This is a genomic window from Flavobacterium chryseum (assembly GCF_004362015.1).
Lineage (GTDB): Bacteria > Bacteroidota > Bacteroidia > Flavobacteriales > Flavobacteriaceae > Flavobacterium.
This window is the reverse complement of record NZ_SNWW01000001.1, coordinates 77,891-97,626: the sequence shown is the minus strand read 5'-3', so window position 1 is coordinate 97,626 and position 19,736 is coordinate 77,891. Positions and strand designations below refer to the sequence as shown.

Below are 19,736 nucleotides of genomic sequence, written 5' to 3'. Positions count from 1 at the left end.
TAATTATAAAATAAGTATTGTTAAAAAAATGAAAATTTTAATCCTAACTTAATATTACAGACCATATATGGAAACCTGAAACCCGAAGTTTGAAAACTTTCAAATTTAGCTTACTTTAAATACAAATAATGATTAAAATAATCAATAATAGCCTTACCTTCAAGTAAAACATCAGCGCCAATAATACCGTGAACCGGTTTTGCTTTATAAGCTTCTAAAGCTTCATTTACATGCGAAAGATCAAAAATTACAATGCTGAAATCTTTGTTTTTCCAACTTCCAATTTGAAGTTTATTTTCAGAAGAGATTTGCGTTTTCATTCCCGTTCCGCCAGCGCCAGAAGCTTTTGTTTTAGATTTTTTTGCAGACAATTCAAAACGTTCGATGCTTTCAAACCCTATACAGGTGTTCGATGCGCCTGTATCTAAAATAAAAGTTCCAGTAATACCATTGATTTTGGCTTTTATAGAAAGGTGTTGTGTTTTGGTAACCTTGAATTTTATTTTTTTGTAATTCTCTTTTTTGAGAACTTTGTGAAGATCTTCCATTTTCGATAGTGATTGAATATCAAAAATAAACCAATTAACGCCAATAAACTAATGATGTAATAGATATAATTCGTTGATTTTTCTTCTGTCGAAATAGAGCCGTAATACACAAAAGAACTCCAATAATAAGGAGATTTTTTAGCATTTGGAATCGATTTATCATTCAAAAAATCAAGCTTTGCATTCGCATTTGCTTCAAAATAAGGAACATCTTTTTTAATGTTTTTATAAAAATCAGCCATAAAAACCGAAGTTGTGTAATCGTTAACTTTCCATAAAGAAAACAGCAAATTTTGTGCTCCTGCAAACTGAAAACCCCTCGCTACGCTCATAGCACCTTCTGCTTTATAGAGTTTTCCAATTCCGGTTTCGCAGGCACTTAAAACTACTAGATCAGGATCAATGTTCAGATTGTACAATTCAGAATATAATATTTCCTGATCATAAAATTTGATACTTGCCGGAGTTTCAATATCGCCCGAAGATGCATGTGTACTTAAATGCAAAATAGAATAATGAGATGCATTATTTTTAAAATTAGAAAAATTGGCGTTTGCATTTTCTAAATATTTTCCCTTAAAATTAGATTGTATCGATTGCAATTCTTTCTTAGAATAACTCAATTCAAAAGCTGTTTTTTCGAAAACCGGAAAAATTCCCAAAACCGTTTTTTCTGAATTTGAATTTGGTTTTGAGTTCAAATAAATATTCGCCGAATTATTATAACCAATCTTAAAATCATTTAATAAATAATGCATTTTGGCAAAATTCATTGTATTTGATTCTTGCGTAATTAAAGCTTCAAAAGGAAGAAAATTCAAAATTCCGTCAGGAACAATTATTAGATTTTGGTAGACAGAATTAGTGGGTAATTTTAATAAATCGTAAACGTGTTTTCCATAACTATTATAACCTGAAATATCATTTGTAATGGCATCTGCAGAACTGAAATAATCAATAAATTTTACAATTTCGAGCATAGCTCTATGTGCAGTATAGATATGTTGAAGATTAATTCTCTTGTTTTGTAAAGTGAAATAAAACAAATTTTCCTTTCCTATAAAATAATAAACTAAGACAGCTTTGTCTTTCTCCAATTTTGAATATAAAGCTTTTAGATCACAATTTTCAGGAATATAATCCGGATTTTCAGACTGAACTTTCTTCAGCGAAAGCATCAATTCATTTTGCTTATTTATAAGGCTATTAATTTCTGAAATATTTGCCGAATCACCTTTTTGCTGTTCTTTTAAAATGGCATTATTTAAGTTTTGAAGTTGCTGTAAAAGCTGTTTTTCTTCTGCGGAAGCGTTTTTAATATTCGAACGATAACGTTGCAAAATACCCGATTTAGTTTTTTCGGCCAATTGAAATGCTTCTTCTAAATATTGTATTTTGTTTTCTTTCTGATACAATCGGTCATAAATCAAAAGACATTTTTCGGTACGGTTTCTTGCTCGAATTTGTGTAATGATTTTCGAATTTTCATAAACTACAACATTCATCAATAAATCTTCAATATAAAATGAAAGCCCAAAAGCTTGAAGTGCTTTTTTGGGTTGATTTTGTTTGATGAAAATTTCAGCCTGTAAATCGAGTGCATCAATTAAAACAGTTTCAGCATACAATTGATTTTGATTGGGTAAATTGTTTTTTGATTTATAATTCGGAATTAAAATTTTAAAAACTGTCAAAATTTGTTTTGTGCTTTCCTCTTCTTTTCCTTCATCAAAAAGCAATAAAGCTTTTTCATAATAAAGTTTTGCTACTTTTCGTGGTTGTTGATTTGAAATTTTTAAAAATAGTTTTTCAGCTTTGTCTAAATAGAAATTCGCGACTTCAAATTGATGTCTCTGCCGATTAAGCGTTGCGAGATTTCGATAAGAATTGGATAAAGTTTCTAATTGTCCTTTCTCGTTTTGTAGATAATTTTGAACCAATTTAAAAGCATTTTCTGCTTTTTGATAAATTTCAGGATGCATTAAATTTCCAGCAGAACTCAAGATATAATTATTACCCAAATTATTCCATAAAATTCCTTTTTGAGAATTCGACAATTGCTCTGTTTTTAAAGTACTTTCCAACAAATCGATCGCTAAAGAAATTTTTCCCGAACTCTGAAACACATTTGATAAATTCAGAATTGCAGCAAATTTTTGTTTTTGTGCTTCCGGATAATTTTTAGCAGTATTTACGATAAAAAAGTATTGTTTAATTGTGTTTTCCGCGCTGTCATAATCACCCAAAACCGTATATAAATTTCCCAAAGGCTTTAGGCAAAATTCAATTATATCATAATTAGAAAGTTTATTCTTGTGGTAAATTTGCCAGGCTTTTTCATAACTCGCAATCGCATTTTGAGTTTGACCAAATTGATTTTCGTAATACGCTTTATTGCAGTTCAAAACCACAATTGCCAGTAATTCATCTTTGGTTTTTGGTCTTGGATTTCTCCAGAAAGCAGTTTCTGTATTGGTTAAATTTTGTAATGCTTTCACGGAAGGATTTGCTACGAAAACATCAATTGCATTGTATATTTTATCTTCCTGATTCTGCCCGTAAACATTCAGATTTACAAAAAGCAAGATTAAACCATATAAGTGATATAAATTCATGTTATAATTGTGTTGAATATGGAATTGTCTGTCTGAGCGAAGTCGAAGACCTTTTTTGCTGTAAACCCTTCGACTTCGCTCAGGATGACATCTGTGTTTAAGATAACATTTATATAATATGAACTTATATCACTTATATGGTGAAAAACTAAAACTTCCAGATTCCATAAAACTGAAAGTAATTAAAACCCTGTTCAAAGTTAATCACATAACGCGCACCTAAACTCGGCCCGATTCTGGCAAAACCTGCGGTTAAATCAAACAACAAACCCGTTTTAAAATCCGCAAAAGAAGTTTTCATCGTGTTAGAAGATGTAGTTGTACTGATTAAAAAGTTTCCTTTATCGCCTTCATAAGTTTCAATTTTTATATTTTGATTTTGTTCTTCAGAAACATTAATATTAGCCTGAATTCCGGCACCAACGCCAATATAGTTATTAATGTTATACCGAATCAAAACCGGAACTTCCCAATTAATATTCTTGTTTTCAGTTGCTGTGGTTGTGCGTACGAGTTGCCTAACTCCGTTTGCGTTTGTATTGATTTGATCTGTGACATTAACAGCATTATCGTATTTATTTAAAGCATTCAGCCATTCGGCCTGCCAATAAAAACGATACGATTTAAAAGGCGAAATCGTCGCTCCCACAAAATAACTTGTCGATTTTTCTAAATCAGGATAAAGATTATAACCTGCTTTTACACCAATAGAAATTCCAGGCAAAAATCGAGTAGTGGCATAATTGGTAATGATAGGTTCGTTTTTATCGAAAATAATTGCCGTTCTGCTTCTGGTTTTTACTTTATGAAAATCTTCGGCAAACTTCATCGAGTATTTTACAAAACCTTTTGTACTATCTTTTTCATGTACATTTTTTTGTTCGCTTCCCGGTAAATAAATGTTTTTAAAAGTAAAGAAAATCTGTTTTTGTTTAATAATAGTATCCAGACAGCTCACCGTTGGGACTTCATCTTTTGGACAAATCGGACATTTTGGATACATGTCTTCGATCTGGAAAGTCTTTTTGTCGAACATATCCGGAATATCCGTTTCTAACCGAATCATTCTTGCCGGACCTTCTCCGTTGTTTTGAAAACGCGTTTTAAAATTCACTCTTTTAAAACGGACTAATCTGTAATTCATAAAACTTCCGTTAGAACCCATTTTGTTTGGATCGTGAGAAGTTACAATTTCCATTTCCAGATTTTTTATTTTATGGTTTTTATAACTTCTGTTTGGCACATAAATACCTCGCATCGTAACCGTTGCGCTCGTATCTTTAATCATTTCCGGAGTTGTTTTAAAAGTATAAAAAACATTACGCGTTTCACCCGGATTAGCATCATCAAATTCTAAAACCGAAACATTATGATACGTTTTATTGGCATCTAATAATGAAGCATCAAGATCTTCTTCAGAAGTTGTATTTCGGTATTTTTTAAATTTGATTGTATTTTCGGCGGAAGCCAAATACGATTTTGTATCGTCGAGATCATTAACCGAAGCGACCAGATTTTCTTTTACTTCACGTTCACCGGCATACGTTCTGAAATCGACTAATTCGAAATTGTTGCTTTTAAATTGCTTCTCATTATAAAAAAGATAAAGCTTTCCACTTGATACATAATTCTCCAGATTTTGATAACCTACTACGACTACCATTTCCTGTTCCGGAATTGGATCGCAGTTTTTAATGATCGCAAAACCATTTTGGTCTGCTATCGAGGCAATGTCTTTAAAATCAGTATCAGTAATATCATTAATGGCTACTTTTTTAGGACGCGTAGCCGGAGGCTTTCCGTTGTCGTAATTGTTGGTCACGGCAAGTCTTGTGGTATAGGTTCCTTTATTTTTGTAAACGTGTTTAGGTTCAGCTTCTTTACTATAATGTCCGTCACCGAGTTCCCATAAATAAGAATAGCTAGGCTTTGGCGCACCTGCAATTGGAATCAAAGGAGGCGTTTCGGGTTTATAAGTAATAGTATTTCCGTTTTGGATCAAACCAATGTTGGCTCTTCGGGTTATGGTGTCTTTTACTTTGGTTTGTGCTATTGATATAACAGAAAACAGAATAAAGAAAATAGACGATAGTGGTTTCATAACTTTAGAGGTTTTTAAGCCCTGATTGTGGTTAAAATCATCAGAGTTAATTTGAAAACTAGATTAAATGTAAAAAAAAGTGATGAGCAAATCACCACTTTTTCTTAAAAAAGTATTTTGTAAGTTACTGAATAGCATTGATTGCAGCTACCAGTTGAGCTTCGGTACCGACTGTTGTTTCGGCAATTGTAAAAGTGTAAACAGCGTTTGCAGTTATTGTTACCGCTTTGATTGCATAACGCCATTGACCGTTATCTTCGGTAGCAAAAATGATGTGACAAGCTAAACCAACCGGAATTTGACCGTAGTGTTCGCTGAATAATCCTTCTGCCGTATAAGTATCTAATTTTGCAAGAGCGTTTGTTCCTTCTCCATCATAAGAAAGATAAACAGCACTATTAGTGTTATCATAACCTTCCGGAGCATCAACAAGAAGTGTAGTTTTTGGTCTTGGATCGCTGTAAAAACGGTCAACATTTGTCCATCCAAAGTTTCCAAAAGTTACGTAGTAGTTGTTTCCTTCGCCTTGAACACCGCCTTTTCCGCCACCAGTTCCATCAGCATTTGGTTTGTTTTCTCTCCAGGCCAATTCTCCTTTGTCATCAATTGCACCATTCCACAATGTCATTGTATTATCAAGCCCGTCAGTTAAAGCCGTTGGAACAATTAAATTCATAGTACAAGAAGTTTGAAGCGCAACACCGCCCTGAGTAGCTTTGATGAAGAATTCACCACCAGAAATTAGTAAGTTTTTCTTTCCGTCAGCAGTAACTCCCATTGTTGGTTTGTTGGTTACCAACATATTTCCTTTGTCAAAAAGTTCGATGTATTCGATATCAACAGCCCCCGTTACAGGATTTCCGTTTTTAGTCAAACAATCTCCGTTAATGTTTAATTTAACTCCTTTTGCAGAAGTTATCGTGATCATACCGTTTCCTGCTGTAACAGTAAAATTTTGTGTGTTTCTTTTAATTCCTTTTTCAGTTATGCCTTTAAAAGCTCCCGAAGTTGGAGGAAGAATAACATTGTCGCCGCCACCATCGCTGTTGTCGCAGCTTACGAATGAAGTTAAAGCTAAAAATAAAAATGCAAGTGTTTTAAATTTTGTGTTCATGATTTCTAATTTTTATAAATCTGACTTGATTGTTTCAAGTGGTTTTCAGATTTTGGTTAATTATAGTTTTTATATTCTAATATCAATTCGGGTTTGATATTGTTACCCTTATTTTTAAAATTTATTTTTTCAACCTGTTTTATACTGTTATATCAACTTGTATTATTTTTTGTTACCCCTGTTTTTATTTTATTTTTAAAATTTATTTCGAAAGACATTTTTCTTCAAATAAATTTCCGTCTTCGTCGAGTGCGACCAGAATGTCTTTTTTCCGCGAAAGCGTAACGATTAAATAAATCCAGACAATAGACCAAAACCCGAGTGTCATAATTGTAAGGACAAAATGAAGAGAATGATTGATTTCTTTTTTTTCTTTGGATAAAACCACATAAGGTAATTTCTCATTATGTTCTATAATCACAAAACCGTTTCTCATTTTAGAAGAAAGTATTTTGTGAAACTGGTCCAGATTTTTATCGTCTATAAATTGGTAACTTTCCATTTCTCTTAATTTTTTAATGATTTTAAAAGATTGTTGTTAACTTTATATCAACTTGATTTTATAATTGTTACCCCAATCGTTAAAATTTATTTTGAGATTATATTTACATTAGCTAATTAAAAAGTTGTTTTATGGGCAAAATCAAAATTCATCCTGACCAAAAATATATTGAAGGACTTGCTGTAAATAATTCGGCAATCATTCAGGAGATTTATAAAAAGTACGTTCCCAAAGTAGTTTTTTATATAATGAACAATTCCGGAGATAAGGATCAGGCGCAAGACATTGTTCAGGAAATAATGATTTTGCTTTTTAATCAGGCCAAAGCCAATACGCTGCAATTGACTTGCCCGTTTGATGCCTACTTTTTTTTGTTATGCAAAAGAAAATGGCTGAATGAATTGAAAAAAACTTCGAATAAAGGGGTAACAATTACTGAAGATGTGGGATCTATAAATGAATCCGGACTTGAACTGGTGGAACAAACAGAACAATTTGATGAAAAACAGCAGCTTTTTGATGCCATGTTTCTAAAATTGGGAGACAAATGCCAGGAATTGTTAAAGCTGAGTTTCTCCATTAAATCAATGGAAGAGGTTGCCGAGAAACTTAACGTTACGTACGGTTATGTCCGTAAGAAAAAATCGTTATGCATTGGCCAGCTTATACAATGGATTCAGGAAAACAACAACTTTAAATCCCTAAAAAACAATTAGTCATGAACGAGGAACGCTACATATTATTTGATCAATATCTTCAGAATGAAATGACTGTTGAAGAAAGAAATAGTTTTGAAAAACAATTGGCAGAAGATCCGGAACTTGCCGCTGCATTTGAAACTTTCAAAGCAGTAAATCTTCAGTTAGAAACTAAATTTGAATACGAACAGGAAAGAGAAGCCTTCAAAGAAAATCTTACGAAGATTTCGGATAAACATTTCAACGCAGATAAACCAAAAGTAATTCCATTAAAACCATGGCATTACGGAGTTGCTGCATCTGCCTTAATTTTGATTGGATTACTTCTTTACAATTACAATCAAAATCCTGCTTTTGAAGATTTTAATCATCCTGAACAAGCCTATTTTACAGAAAGAAGTGATGCAAATGCAACATTAAAAGAAGCCGAAACAGCGTATAATTCAGGAGAATATAAAAAGGCCGTTCCACTTTTTGAATCTATTTTAAAAACAAATGACACGCCCGAAATACAGTATTTTTATGGAGTTTCATTATTAGAAGCGAACAAAACTCAAAAAGCAGAGAATGTTTTTAATACGCTAAAATCCGGAACTTCTGTTTATAAAGATAAAGCAACTTGGAATCTGGCATTAATAAAATTAAAACAAAGAGATTATAAAGCCTGTAAGGAAATCTTGTTGACAATTCCAGAAGATTTTGAAGATTATGTTGAGGTTCAGATTTTATTAAAAGAACTGGAATAGGTTTTTCCACAAAAGCCGCAAAGAATTTTCACAGAGATTCGCAAAGAGTTAAAATACTTTGCGAATTTTTTTTGGGTTAAAAACAAGAAAAAATCCGTTTTAATCCGCGTTTTCACGAAGTGAAATTCGCGTCATCCGCGTGCCATCCATTCCAATTGGAAAGTTTTTAATATTGTCGTAGTTTTGACTTCATAAAAAATTTTACCATTGAATTCAACACTAATTATTACCGATACACATACACATTTATATTCTGAAGAATTTGATCAGGATCGTGACGAAATGATTCAAAGAGCAATAAACGCCGGAGTAACTCGTTTTTTCATTCCTGCTATCGATGCTGCCGCGACACAATCGATGTACGATTTAGAACAAAATTATCCCGATAATGTTTTTTTGATGATGGGTTTGCATCCCACTTACGTGAAAGATAATTACGAAGAAGAGATGCAACACGTAGAAACCGAATTATCAAGACGAAAATTCTATGCCGTTGGCGAAATCGGAATCGATTTGTATTGGGATAAAACACACTTAAAAGAACAGCAAATTGCGTTTAAAAGGCAAATTCAATTAGCAAAGCAATACAAACTTCCCATCGTAATTCATTGTCGTGAAGCCTTTGATGAAATCTTCGAAATTCTCGAAGAAGAAAAATCTGAAGATTTATTTGGGATTTTTCATTGTTTTTCCGGAACTTTATTACAAGCACAACAGGCAATTTCTTATAATATGAAATTAGGAATAGGAGGAGTAGTTACTTTCAAGAACGGAAAAATAGATCAGTTTTTAAATCAAATAGATTTAAAACACATTGTGCTCGAAACAGATTCACCGTATTTAGCGCCAATTCCTTATAGAGGAAAGAGAAATGAAAGCAGTTATTTGGTAAATGTAATTGCAAAACTCGCTGATATTTATGCTATTTCTGAAGAAGAAATAGCAACAATCACAACCCAAAACTCAAAAGACGTTTTTGGTATTTAACCCAATAGTTACTTTAATTTAAATTTTTTTTTGTTCATTTGCCCACTTAAAAATAGATATGATGCAGAGATTTGATGCTATTCGACCGTTTTATGATTCTGAAATAAACGAAGCACTTCATGATGTTGTAAATCATCCGATGATGAAAACTATGATGAACTTTACCTTTCCGGAAGTAGAAGATGAGGTTTGGAAAGATCAATTAAAGAAAACACATTCGATTCGTGATTTTCAATGTAATTTTATTTATAACACCATACAAAAGGTTCTTGATAAAAGTTCTGAAGGACTTACTACTTCTGGTTTTGATAAACTGGAAAAAAATACTTCTTATTTGTTTATCTCCAATCACAGAGATATTCTTTTAGACACAACATTACTGAACGTTTGTTTGTTCGAACATGGTTTGGTAATGACAGCTTCTGCAATTGGAGATAACCTGGTTAAAAAAGCTTTCCTGGCAACTTTGGCAAAATTAAACAGAAACTTTTTGGTTTTAAGAGGTTTAACGCCGAGAGAAATGCTGCAAAGTTCTAAGTTACTGGCAGAATATATGGGGCAATTATTGCTTCGCGAAAATCGTTCGGTTTGGATTGCTCAAAGAGAAGGAAGAACAAAAGACGGAAATGACGAAACCAATCCGGGAGTTTTAAAAATGATTGGAATGGGTTCTGATGAAGCCAACTTAATGGATTATTTTAAGAAATTAAAAATTGTTCCGGTTTCTATTTCATACGAATACGATCCGACTGATGTTTTAAAAATGCCGCAATTAATGGCAGAAGCAAACAACGAAGTTTATATTAAAGATAAAAATGAGGATTTCATGACCATTTTAAGTGGAATTATGGGAACCAAAAAAAGAATACATATTTCAGTTGGAGATGTTTTAGACACTGAAATTGATCAGATTAAGGCTGAAAATGATAATGGAAATAAACAGATTCAGGCTTTGGCACAAGTTATAGATGATACTATTTTAAAGAATTATCAATTATGGCCAACCAATTATATCGCTTACGACATTTTAAATGAAACGGATAAATTCTCCCATTTATACAAAGAGAATGAAAAATCGTTGTTTGAGCGTCGTTTAGAAATGCGTATCGGAAGTGAAAATCCGGTAACAAGACTTGGGTTTTTATCTATGTATGCAAATCCTGTAGTTAATAAATTGAAATATCAGGATGTCATCTAAAGCTAAAATACTTTTAATATATACCGGTGGAACCATTGGTATGAGCAAAGATTTTGAAACGGGTGCACTAAAAGCATTCAACTTTGGGAAATTATTGCAAAATATTCCTGAAATCAAGCAATTAGATTGTGAGATTGAAACAGTTTCTTTTGAAAACCCAATGGATTCATCGAACATGAATCCTGAAATGTGGACGAAAATTGCTGAAATTATTGAAAAAAATTACATTGGTTATGATGGTTTTGTAGTGTTACACGGATCAGATACCATGTCTTATTCTGCTTCAGCATTGAGTTTTATGTTGGAGAATTTAACCAAACCAGTTGTGTTTACAGGTTCTCAGTTACCAATTGGAGACTTGCGTACCGATGCCAAAGAAAACCTGATTACGGCGATTCAAATTGCATCATTACAGGAAAATGGAAAACCTGCTATTAATGAAGTTTGTTTGTATTTTGAATATAAATTATACAGAGGAAACCGAACTTCAAAAGTAAATGCGGAACATTTTAAAGCTTTTACGGCACCAAATTATCCTGAATTGGTCGAGTCTGGAGTTCATCTTAAATTAAACAGACATTTATTTCTTCCTATAAAAGAAAACGCAAAACTGATTGTGCATAAAAACTTAGACAATCACGTTGCCATTATAAAAATGTTTCCGGGAATGAGCGAAGTTGTTTTATCTTCAATTTTAGGGATTAAAGATTTACGTGGAATTGTACTGGAAACCTACGGCTCAGGAAATGCTCCCACCGAAGATTGGTTTTTAAATTTAATTCAAAAAGCAATTCAGTCAGGATTACACATTGTAAATGTTACACAATGTTCTGGCGGAAGTGTAAATATGGGACAATACGAAACCAGCACAAAACTAAAATCGCTTGGCGTTATTTCAGGAAAAGATATTACTACAGAAGCCGCAATTACAAAATTGATGTATTTGTTGGGTCACAATATTCCACAATCTGAATTTAAAGATATTTTTGAAACGGCTTTAAGAGGAGAGATTTCATTATAGTTTTTTCACCATATAAGTTATATAAGTTCATTTTAGAAAAGATAACACAGCTGTGTCATTTCGACCGAAGGGAGAAATCACACTAGAAACTCCGCACGGACAGTCATCAATCTTTGTCGAATTACGAGTGTGATTTCTCCCTTTGGTCGAAATGACAAGTTTGAGTATAATTGGAATTTGAAATTTAAAATTTGGAATTTCGATATTCAACCGGACAAGTTTCCAACTCTTCTTCAGAACTGCGATTTTTATAATACACATAAACAATTACAGAAAGTATACATATTATACCCTGAATCGCAACCGTATTTCTTGTCCCAATAATGTGTGAAACATATCCAATTATCAAACTTCCCACAGGAATCATTCCCTGATAAGCCATTAAATAATAACTGATACTTCTGGATCGCATATTCACAGCACTTTGGGTTTGAACATAAATGTTTATCGATGAGGTTTGTGCCATCATTCCCAAGCCACTCAAAGCCATACAAATAAGCGCGATAGTCAAACTATTTGAGTAAGCAAGTATAATAATGCTAAAACCTAATAATAAGCTCGCAGCGATCATTATTTTGTTCATGTTGTCTGATTTTTTCAGGTTGGCCAGATAAATCGCTGATACAATCGATCCAATTCCGGCTGCACTTTCGAACCAGCTAAAAGTCTGAGCATTTCCGCTAAAAATATCTTTGGCAAAAACAGGCATCAAAGTATTGAAAGAAATAACAAACAAACTGCTGCACATCAACATCAAAAGCATTTTTGCCATTTCGGTTTCTTTTTTTACATAATCTAAACCTTCAATAAAATCTTCGAGCATTTTGAATTTATCTGTCGCTTTTATGTGCGGTGTTATTTTCATCATTAATAAAGAAACCAAAACCGGAATGTAGCTAAGAAAGTTTCCAATAAAACAGATGTCTTCACCATAATTGTGCAGAATAATTCCGGCCATTGCAGGACCAGCAATTCGGGCAAAATTGTTTAAAGTTGAGTTTAAAGCGACAGCATTTGGCAAATCTTCTTTGTTGTCTACAATATCAATCATCATGGTTTGTCTGCAAGTCATATCAAAAGAATTTATAATTCCCTGAATTAAGCTCAGTGCCAAAATAAAGTTGATATTGTATATTTTTAAATAAATCAATAAAGCCAACGCACCCGCCTGAAGCATTGCCAAAGACTGCAGTAAAATCATCGCTCGGTGTTTGTCATAACGACCAATTATGCTTCCTGCTAACGGAGCCAGAAACAGCGACGGAATCATACTTAAAAAAGTGGTTAAACCAAGTAAAAAAACTGAACCGGTAACGCTGTAAACCATCCAACTTACTGCTGTTTTCTGAAGCCAGGTTCCTACTACAGAAACTGATTGTCCATAAAAGAATAATTTGAAGTTTTTTGATCTTAAAGCCTTAAACATAATGCTTGATATTTTTTACAAAGTTCGGGATTATGATTTCATTAGAAAAATTAATAATTTTACTTATAATAAGTATTTAAACTTATCAATATGGAAATTTATCAATTACAATATTTTATTAAAACAGCTGAGGTTCTTCATTTTACAAAAGCTGCCGAGTTGTGTTTTGTAACGCAATCCGGATTATCACAACAAATAAAAAAACTGGAAGAAGAACTCGGAATGCCTTTGTTTGTAAGGATTGGAAAGAAAGTTCAACTAACCGAAGCTGGATCTGTTTTTCTGATTCACGCCAAACAAATTATAGAAAACGTTCAGAGCAGTAAGCAGGCAATTGATGATTTGAACCAAATGATTGGTGGCGAATTGCGAATTGGTGTAACGTATATTTTTGGACTTTTGGTTTTGCCAATCGTTAATTCGTTTGCTAAAACATATCCACATTTAAAAATTGTTGTCGAATATGGCACCACTGAACCTTTGGAACAAAAATTATTAAATAACGAGTTAGATCTCGTTTTGGTTATTTCATCAAACGAAATTGAACTTCCTTTTCAAAAAGTTCCATTGTTTACTTCGAAGTTGGTTATGGCAGTTTCAAAAACACATGAATTAGCGGTGCTGGATAAAATTTCGTTTAAGAAAATAGAAAACATTCCGCTTATATTGCCTGTAAAAGGATTTAATTCGAGAGAGATGTTAGATGAATTATTTTTAAAAAATAATATGAAGCCAAAAGTTTCGATTGAATTAAATGCTGTTCATGCATTATTGCGATTGGTTGGTGACAGCGACTGGGCGACAATTGTTACGGAAAAAGCGCTAAAAGGCTGGGATAATTTAAAAGCAATAGACATTACGGGCGTTGCAACACAAAGAGAATCGTTTATGTTAACGATCGAAGGAGCATATCAAAAGAAGGCCGTAAAACTGTTTATGGAAGAATTTAGAAAAAGCATGTAAAGTAATCTTTGATTTTGTTTTTGTAAGTCACTTTTTTTTGTGTTCTTTGCAGACCAATTTAGAGAGGTGTCCGAGTGGTTGAAGGAGCTAGCCTGGAAAGCTAGTATATGGGTAACTGTATCGTGGGTTCGAATCCCATCCTCTCTGCAAAATAAAATCCCCGTAAATATTTTTTACGGGGATTTTTTATTTTAATTAAAACCGGTTTTCCAATAAGCTTTTAATGATGTTCTACCGGAATATAAATATCAAATTTAGCACCCTGATTTAAATTTCCTGTTGCGGTAATTATGCCGTTATGGTTTTCTACAATTTTTTTAACAATGGCAAGCCCAATTCCGTTTCCTTCATAATCAGATTTATCGTGAAGTTGTTGAAACATCTCGAAAACTCTATTCTCAAATTGAGAATCAAAACCAATACCATTGTCGCTCACGGTAATATGGCAATAATTATTTTCTAAAGAGAAATTTGTGGTGAAGGGTTTCGTATAATAGCTTTCTATAGATATATGTGGAGCGATATCCGGTTTAGAAAATTTAAGAGAATTGCAGATTAAATTTGATAATAGCTGTTCAAACTGTAACGGAATAATAGCTGCAAAACAATTTCCGCTTATTTTGACTGTGGCATTTTTTATCAGTAAATCTTCTTTTAAATTTTGAAGTACCTTGTCTATAACAATATTGAGATCTAAATTCTCGAATTTTTTTTGTGTTACGTTGGTGCGCGAATAGTTTAATAAATCATTGATAAGAGTTTGCATATGCGAGGCCGAGTGTTCGATACGCTTAAAGTAAAATTCTCCTTTTTCAGACAAATTTTGACTTTCATGATTTCTGATTCTATCCGAAAAAAGCTGAATTTTTCTTAAGGGTTCCTGAAGATGATGACTTGAGATATAGGTAAACGCTTCAAGCTCATTGTTGGCCTGAATCAGCTCGTTGGCGCGTTTTTCTTTTTCGGTATTCTGGTAAGTTAATTCTGCGTTAGCAAGTACCAGTTCAGCGGCACGTTTTTCTTTTTCCTGATTTTGAAAAGCAAGTTCTGTATTTGCGATAATAAGTTCAGCAGCACGTTTTTCTTTTTCCTCGTTCTGAAAAGTAAGTTCTTTATTGGCAATAATAAGTTCAGCGGCACGTTTTTCCTTCTCCCTGTTCTGAAACGCCAATTCTGTATTGGCAATAACAAGTTCTGCAGCACGTTTTTCTTTTTCCTGATTCTGAAAAGCCAGTTCAGCGTTAGCTATGATAAGTTCAGCAGCTCTTTTTTCTTTTTCGTTATTTTGAAATGCCAGTTCTGTATTAGCAATAACTAATTCAGCAGCACGTTTTTTTCTGTTTTCTATTTGTTGAGCAAGTCTTTCGTTAACAAGAAGTAGTTCATCGGCATGATTTGTTTTATTCCGTTCAGAAAAAGTAGTCGTATCTGGCAGAATTATTTTTTTTTCACTCATTTTTCTCGCACATTTGTCCAAATGTAAACTAACTGAATTTAAAGTCTTTGTTTTTAACGTAATAAGTCCATTTAAATTAAAGAAATTGTGACATTGCTTGAAGCACGTCATCTTTATTTTGAGGTTTTTCCTATAATAATTTGTCGGAAAATTTCTATTTCATAAAAAATCCTTGTAAAATTGCTCACAAGGATTTTGTTATTTCTATAATAAGATTAAATCTAAAGCTTGATTTCGAACAAACTAAACGAACCTTCTTTATAATGTTCCGGCAATTCATTTGTCCATTCTATCGTGCTAATGCCCTTATAGTCAAAGCCACAGCTCATATAATATTTGTTGATTCTTTCGTTTCCGCTGTGCGTGTCAAGTCTTATGTATGATTTATCGTTTTCTTTGGCATATATTTTTGCCCAATCTACAATTTTTTTGACATACGACTGACCTCTGAATTTCGGGTTTGTGGCAATCCTATGAAGATATATCGCCGGATCTGCGCTGGCTTCTTTCCAGATAATAAAATCGTCAAAAGTCAGCACAAACGTGCAGGCAATCTCTTCATTTTCTTTGATTATAAAATGACGATTTTCGGATATTTCTTTTTCAATCAGCGCTCTTTCAAAACCTCTCCAGCTTTTGTTGTTAACTGTTTTTTGATAAGCTGTAGCTTCGTTATAGATATCAAAAACAGCATCGATATCTGCATTAGTAGTTTTAAAAAATTCCATTATTGAGGTTTATTCTCTAGATTATTTAATTATCAAAGATAAATCTTTCCTCAGCTTAAAGTTAATGAAAAATTTACTTTTCACTTTTTTTCATCAGAGCTTAACCAAACAACATTTTGTTCTGATTCGTGGTTTTGGCCAATTATATCTCGATACAATTCTGGTCTTCTGGCTTTTATGTAGCGACTTCCTCCGGCCTTAATGCATTTTTCGGGAGTAATTATTGCCGTTGCAAAAGAGTCATCAAAAGAGCGACATTCAGCAATTATATCTCCAAACGGATCAATAATCATAGAGCAGCCATTTTTTAGTTGATTATCATCCATACCAATCGGATTGGAAAATATCGCGTAAATTGCATTGTCATAAGCTCTTGCAGGCAACCATTTCATTAACCAGTCGCGTCCTTTCATTCCGTCAAATTCTAATCGTAAAGAAGTTGGATCAGCTTCGCGGTTTTCCCAAAGTTGAGGTGCAACAAAACCAGCACCAGGTCGGGTTGAAGGTGTACACATCGTTACGTGTGGCATGAAAATAATATCGGCACCTAAAAGTTTTGTAGCACGCACATTTTCGATAATATTATTGTCATAACAAATTAAAATTCCGCATTTCCAACCCTTAATTTCAAAAATACAATAACGATCTCCAGATATAAGATACGGATTTATAAACGGATGTAGTTTTCTATATTTGGCTACTAAACTATTTTTGTCTACACAAACGTAAGCTTTGAACAAATTATCATTTTCGTCTTTTTCAAATAATCCTGCCAAAACAACAATATTATTTTTCTTCGCAATTTCGATGAGTTTTAAGATACTTTCTCCACTCGGAATTAACTCTGCTAAATCCAGCATTTGTTCTTTAGATAAATGTCTGGCAAATGTATATCCGGTTATTGAGCATTCATGAAACGAAATAACATCGCAATTTTCGCTGGCTGCCTTTTGCGAAAGCTTTTCGATTACAGATAAATTATAAATTTTATCACCACTTTTATTCTCGAACTGAGCTGTGGCTATTTTTAAGTTTTTCATACTAACGCTATTAATTTTAGTCAAAAGTAGCGTTTGCAATATTTCATAAATTGTATAAAACCGACATTTAAAGTTGAGTTACAGGAAAGTTTTGATAAGATTATTAGTCAGTTTGCCAGAAGTGTATAAATATTCTTTTGGCGTTATTCCTGTGTGTTTTTTGAATTCTTTTATAAGATGAGATTGATCTGAAAATCCCGCTTCGTAACAAATTGTGGTTAGATTCGTGTCCTCAGATTTATCTTTTATTAGCTTTAGAAAATGATGTAGCCTTATAACGTTGCCAAATTTCTTCGGATTTAATCCGATGCACTCTTTAAATTTTCTTTCCAAATGTCTTTCGGTATATCCCGTATAATCAACCAGTTTTGCAAGAGAAAATTGCCCTTTGTTTGCAATAATAAAATCTAGTGAACTATTTATTATTAACTGATTTGAAACAGGTTTTTCTGCAATTAGTACTCTGAAAAAGAGATTTAAAAGTTCAATTCTTGAGTGATTATTATTTTGTTCCGATAATTTCTCATGAAGAATCAAACCTTTTTTATTAAATATATCATCAATAGAAATTATTGAATCCTGAAATTCATTAGCAGAAATCCCTAATAATTGATGAATTCCATTGGGCTGAAAGACAACAATTATTAACGTTATTTCATCTTTATAATAAATGTCTTTAAAACCATTAAGCTGTCCATATAAAAAAGAATCGGGAAAATAATGCGCTGCTTTGTTATTGTTAATGTCTGAAATAAGGTTACTTTTTAAAGAAAAGACAATGCCGGTATTACCATCAGAAAACAAGCGAAGTTTTTGAATAGTTGTTTCGTTATTATCTAAAAAAAGATAATGTTTTATGTAGGGCGATAATTCCTTCGATGGTGAAACTTGCATAAACGAATTGTTTATAATTGAAAGTTATGCAAATTTAAAAAACTTAATCCTGCAAAACCACTTTTACTTTTGGTAAAATACGATCTACGAATAAAGTGTAAGCCTCTTTTGAAGGGTGTAAGCCATCTGAAGCTACTAAAGAAGGATTTTCAAGACCTCTTTGAGTAATGTCTGTAATCGAAATAAAAAGAACTCCGTTCGCTTTACAATAATTTTCTGCAAAAGTGTTGTATTGACTTATTTCAGTTGAAATTTTTCCTGTTCCGCCAAACATTGTTCCAAAAGGAGTGTAGGCATAATCAGGAATCGAAAGAACAATTAGATTTTTTTTATCGCCTTTGGCTAAGGTTATTGCTTTTGTAACTAATTCGGGAAATTCTTTTTCATAAATAGAAAAATCTCTTCCTTGATATTGATTATTTACACCAATTAATAATGTAACCAAATCATAATTCGATTGCGGGTTTTCTTCGTTTATTGCTGAAATTAAATTTGTGGTTGTCCAGCCAGTTTTGGCAATTATTTTTAGAGAAAAACTGGTTTCCGGGTAAATTGCCTGCAAACTTGCATTTAACTGTTCAGGATATCGGCAAGTTTCGCAAACACTTTGACCAATAGTATAACTATCTCCTAAAGCGATAATTTTTATTTTGCTTGCCAGAGGAATTTTTGGAATTGAAATTATGGGAGAATCTGCCGTTTCTGTAGTTGTTTCATCAGAACTGCAGCTTAAAAGAAATATAGAAAGAATAATAGTAACTATTTGTTTAAATTGTGATTTCATAATTTGTTTAAATTAAATTCAGCTCGTTCTAAACAAATAGTTACGTTAAATATGTAGTTTTGGTTTTTAGACCATTTCTGCTTTCATCAGAATTTGTTCTTCAATGGCATTCCAAAGACCTATTCGTTTTTCAAGAGCCAAAATTGAAATTTCTTCAACTTCTTTCCATTTTTGAGCGTCATCATCACATAAATCAGAAATCATTTTCATAGCCATTGGTCCGTGTTCATCGGCGTCAAGTTCTATGTGTCTTTCAAAATAATAAATCAGTTTACTCAAGTCTGTATCCGGAAGGTTTTTTTGAAAGTTTTTCAGGATTTCGGTAAACATACTCGGAATCAAATCTTCTCTTCCAAAAGTAAATGCCGCGGCAATTTCATGTGGCCTTCCTTGTTCAATAACTCTAAAAGTAAAGTCTAAAAAAGCTTTTACATCAGGATGTAATGCACTTTGTTTGATGGCAACAAAAATATTATGAAGCGAATTTACTTCCAGTAAAAATTTATTAATCCCCGTTGTGTCGGCACCAAAATCTTCCATTGCTTCAAGATACATCTCGTAATGGCTTTGTCTTCTTCCGTCAATCGTTAAATCAGTTTCTTCTGCAAGAACAATTTCGTTGATCAAATATCTTGTTTCAGGATTTTTTGTAGCAAACCAAGGTGTTGTTGTACAAGTAAGTTTAGCTTGAAGGGCTTTTAACAGTGACATAAAATCCCAAACAGCAAAAACATGATTCTCTGTGAAACTGTGCAAATCATCAATGCTTTGAATTTTATTGTATAGAGAATGTTGTAAAAGTTGTTCTTTTTGAGGTTGAATGCTATCGTGTATAGTTTCAATATTCATTTGCGTAATTTTTTGCAAAGATAAAAAGCTTCTCGTTACCAAGAAGCTTTTCATATTGTTTTTGTA

The 19,736-nt window shown here is 32.8% G+C and carries 18 protein-coding genes and 1 tRNA gene; 7 read left to right on the top strand and 12 right to left on the bottom strand.

Annotated features, from left to right (window positions below):
• Nucleotides 1-110: 110 nt before the first annotated feature.
• The 5 genes from EV143_RS00425 to EV143_RS00405 all read right to left on the bottom strand — a co-directional run bounded on the left by EV143_RS00425 (nucleotide 111) and on the right by EV143_RS00405 (nucleotide 6,880).
• Nucleotides 111-548 carry a retropepsin-like aspartic protease gene (locus EV143_RS00425; RefSeq protein WP_133505917.1) on the bottom strand — a complete coding sequence of 146 codons (438 nt, stop codon included), beginning with the start codon at nucleotides 546-548 and terminating at the stop codon, nucleotides 111-113.
• Nucleotides 500-3,163, bottom strand: coding sequence for a CHAT domain-containing protein (locus EV143_RS00420; protein WP_133505916.1), 2,664 nt, complete (start codon nucleotides 3,161-3,163; stop codon nucleotides 500-502). The genes EV143_RS00425 and EV143_RS00420 overlap by 49 nt, the downstream gene beginning before the upstream one ends.
• Nucleotides 3,164-3,311: 148 nt before the next feature.
• Entirely contained in the window at nucleotides 3,312-5,264 is a 1,953-nt protein-coding gene (locus EV143_RS00415) for a PKD domain-containing protein (RefSeq protein ID WP_133505914.1), read from the bottom strand.
• A gap of 124 nt (nucleotides 5,265-5,388) precedes the next feature.
• Complete coding sequence (locus EV143_RS00410; protein ID WP_133505912.1) at nucleotides 5,389-6,378, bottom strand: hypothetical protein; 990 nt, start codon at nucleotides 6,376-6,378, stop codon at nucleotides 5,389-5,391.
• A 202-nt stretch (nucleotides 6,379-6,580) separates the two neighbouring features.
• Nucleotides 6,581-6,880, bottom strand: a complete 300-nt coding sequence (locus tag EV143_RS00405; protein WP_133505910.1) for a hypothetical protein — start codon at nucleotides 6,878-6,880, stop codon at nucleotides 6,581-6,583.
• A 131-nt stretch (nucleotides 6,881-7,011) separates the two neighbouring features.
• On the opposite strand from EV143_RS00405, the gene EV143_RS00400 reads away from it, so the two are divergent.
• The 5 genes from EV143_RS00400 to EV143_RS00380 all read left to right on the top strand — a co-directional run bounded on the left by EV143_RS00400 (nucleotide 7,012) and on the right by EV143_RS00380 (nucleotide 11,530).
• Nucleotides 7,012-7,596, top strand: a complete 585-nt coding sequence (locus tag EV143_RS00400) for an RNA polymerase sigma factor (RefSeq protein ID WP_133505908.1) — start codon at nucleotides 7,012-7,014, stop codon at nucleotides 7,594-7,596.
• 2 nt (nucleotides 7,597-7,598) lie between these two features.
• Nucleotides 7,599-8,324 (top strand): tetratricopeptide repeat protein, encoded by a 726-nt coding sequence (locus EV143_RS00395; RefSeq protein ID WP_133505906.1) that lies wholly within the window; start codon nucleotides 7,599-7,601, stop codon nucleotides 8,322-8,324.
• Nucleotides 8,325-8,531: 207 nt separating this feature from the next.
• Nucleotides 8,532-9,311, top strand: coding sequence for a TatD family hydrolase (locus tag EV143_RS00390; protein WP_133505904.1), 780 nt, complete (start codon nucleotides 8,532-8,534; stop codon nucleotides 9,309-9,311).
• Between the two features lie 61 nt (nucleotides 9,312-9,372).
• A complete protein-coding gene (locus EV143_RS00385; protein WP_133506638.1) occupies nucleotides 9,373-10,509 on the top strand; it encodes a 1-acyl-sn-glycerol-3-phosphate acyltransferase in 1,137 nt (378 codons plus the stop codon).
• Nucleotides 10,499-11,530 (top strand): asparaginase, encoded by a 1,032-nt coding sequence (locus EV143_RS00380; RefSeq protein ID WP_133505902.1) that lies wholly within the window; start codon nucleotides 10,499-10,501, stop codon nucleotides 11,528-11,530. The genes EV143_RS00385 and EV143_RS00380 overlap by 11 nt, the downstream gene beginning before the upstream one ends.
• Nucleotides 11,531-11,714: 184 nt before the next feature.
• Here the strand turns inward: EV143_RS00380 and EV143_RS00375 are convergent, their stop codons facing one another.
• Entirely contained in the window at nucleotides 11,715-12,956 is a 1,242-nt protein-coding gene (locus tag EV143_RS00375) for an MFS transporter (protein WP_133505900.1), read from the bottom strand.
• A 90-nt stretch (nucleotides 12,957-13,046) separates the two neighbouring features.
• Between EV143_RS00375 and EV143_RS00370 the strand changes: the two genes are divergently transcribed.
• Nucleotides 13,047-13,919 carry a LysR substrate-binding domain-containing protein gene (locus tag EV143_RS00370; protein WP_133505898.1) on the top strand — a complete coding sequence of 291 codons (873 nt, stop codon included), beginning with the start codon at nucleotides 13,047-13,049 and terminating at the stop codon, nucleotides 13,917-13,919.
• 60 nt (nucleotides 13,920-13,979) lie between these two features.
• Nucleotides 13,980-14,066 (top strand) — tRNA-Ser (locus EV143_RS00365).
• Between the two features lie 73 nt (nucleotides 14,067-14,139).
• Here the strand turns inward: EV143_RS00365 and EV143_RS00360 are convergent.
• The 6 genes from EV143_RS00360 to EV143_RS00335 form a co-directional block, all read right to left on the bottom strand.
• Nucleotides 14,140-15,375 carry a sensor histidine kinase gene (locus EV143_RS00360; protein WP_133505897.1) on the bottom strand — a complete coding sequence of 412 codons (1,236 nt, stop codon included), beginning with the start codon at nucleotides 15,373-15,375 and terminating at the stop codon, nucleotides 14,140-14,142.
• Between the two features lie 221 nt (nucleotides 15,376-15,596).
• Nucleotides 15,597-16,103, bottom strand: coding sequence for a GNAT family N-acetyltransferase (locus EV143_RS00355; protein ID WP_133505895.1), 507 nt, complete (start codon nucleotides 16,101-16,103; stop codon nucleotides 15,597-15,599).
• Nucleotides 16,104-16,183: 80 nt separating this feature from the next.
• Nucleotides 16,184-17,143: a nitrilase family protein gene (locus EV143_RS00350; RefSeq protein ID WP_133505893.1), complete on the bottom strand. Its 960-nt coding sequence runs from the start codon at nucleotides 17,141-17,143 to the stop codon at nucleotides 16,184-16,186.
• Nucleotides 17,144-17,221: 78 nt separating this feature from the next.
• Nucleotides 17,222-18,037 carry a helix-turn-helix domain-containing protein gene (locus EV143_RS00345; protein ID WP_133505891.1) on the bottom strand — a complete coding sequence of 272 codons (816 nt, stop codon included), beginning with the start codon at nucleotides 18,035-18,037 and terminating at the stop codon, nucleotides 17,222-17,224.
• Between the two features lie 43 nt (nucleotides 18,038-18,080).
• Nucleotides 18,081-18,821 carry an SGNH/GDSL hydrolase family protein gene (locus tag EV143_RS00340; RefSeq protein ID WP_133505890.1) on the bottom strand — a complete coding sequence of 247 codons (741 nt, stop codon included), beginning with the start codon at nucleotides 18,819-18,821 and terminating at the stop codon, nucleotides 18,081-18,083.
• Between the two features lie 66 nt (nucleotides 18,822-18,887).
• A complete protein-coding gene (locus EV143_RS00335) occupies nucleotides 18,888-19,670 on the bottom strand; it encodes a DUF3050 domain-containing protein (protein ID WP_133505888.1) in 783 nt (260 codons plus the stop codon).
• Between the last annotated feature and the right edge of the window lie 66 nt (nucleotides 19,671-19,736).

Coding starts and splice junctions, on each gene's coding strand:
- EV143_RS00425 (WP_133505917.1), bottom strand. CDS start 548: ATGGAAGATCTTCACAAAGTTCTCAAAAAAGAGAATTACAAAAAAATA.
- EV143_RS00420 (WP_133505916.1), bottom strand. CDS start 3,163: ATGAATTTATATCACTTATATGGTTTAATCTTGCTTTTTGTAAATCTG.
- EV143_RS00415 (WP_133505914.1), bottom strand. CDS start 5,264: ATGAAACCACTATCGTCTATTTTCTTTATTCTGTTTTCTGTTATATCA.
- EV143_RS00410 (WP_133505912.1), bottom strand. CDS start 6,378: ATGAACACAAAATTTAAAACACTTGCATTTTTATTTTTAGCTTTAACT.
- EV143_RS00405 (WP_133505910.1), bottom strand. CDS start 6,880: ATGGAAAGTTACCAATTTATAGACGATAAAAATCTGGACCAGTTTCAC.
- EV143_RS00400 (WP_133505908.1), top strand. CDS start 7,012: ATGGGCAAAATCAAAATTCATCCTGACCAAAAATATATTGAAGGACTT.
- EV143_RS00395 (WP_133505906.1), top strand. CDS start 7,599: ATGAACGAGGAACGCTACATATTATTTGATCAATATCTTCAGAATGAA.
- EV143_RS00385 (WP_133506638.1), top strand. CDS start 9,373: ATGCAGAGATTTGATGCTATTCGACCGTTTTATGATTCTGAAATAAAC.
- EV143_RS00380 (WP_133505902.1), top strand. CDS start 10,499: ATGTCATCTAAAGCTAAAATACTTTTAATATATACCGGTGGAACCATT.
- EV143_RS00375 (WP_133505900.1), bottom strand. CDS start 12,956: ATGTTTAAGGCTTTAAGATCAAAAAACTTCAAATTATTCTTTTATGGA.
- EV143_RS00370 (WP_133505898.1), top strand. CDS start 13,047: ATGGAAATTTATCAATTACAATATTTTATTAAAACAGCTGAGGTTCTT.
- EV143_RS00360 (WP_133505897.1), bottom strand. CDS start 15,375: ATGAGTGAAAAAAAAATAATTCTGCCAGATACGACTACTTTTTCTGAA.
- EV143_RS00355 (WP_133505895.1), bottom strand. CDS start 16,103: ATGGAATTTTTTAAAACTACTAATGCAGATATCGATGCTGTTTTTGAT.
- EV143_RS00350 (WP_133505893.1), bottom strand. CDS start 17,143: ATGAAAAACTTAAAAATAGCCACAGCTCAGTTCGAGAATAAAAGTGGT.
- EV143_RS00345 (WP_133505891.1), bottom strand. CDS start 18,037: ATGCAAGTTTCACCATCGAAGGAATTATCGCCCTACATAAAACATTAT.
- EV143_RS00340 (WP_133505890.1), bottom strand. CDS start 18,821: ATGAAATCACAATTTAAACAAATAGTTACTATTATTCTTTCTATATTT.
- EV143_RS00335 (WP_133505888.1), bottom strand. CDS start 19,670: ATGAATATTGAAACTATACACGATAGCATTCAACCTCAAAAAGAACAA.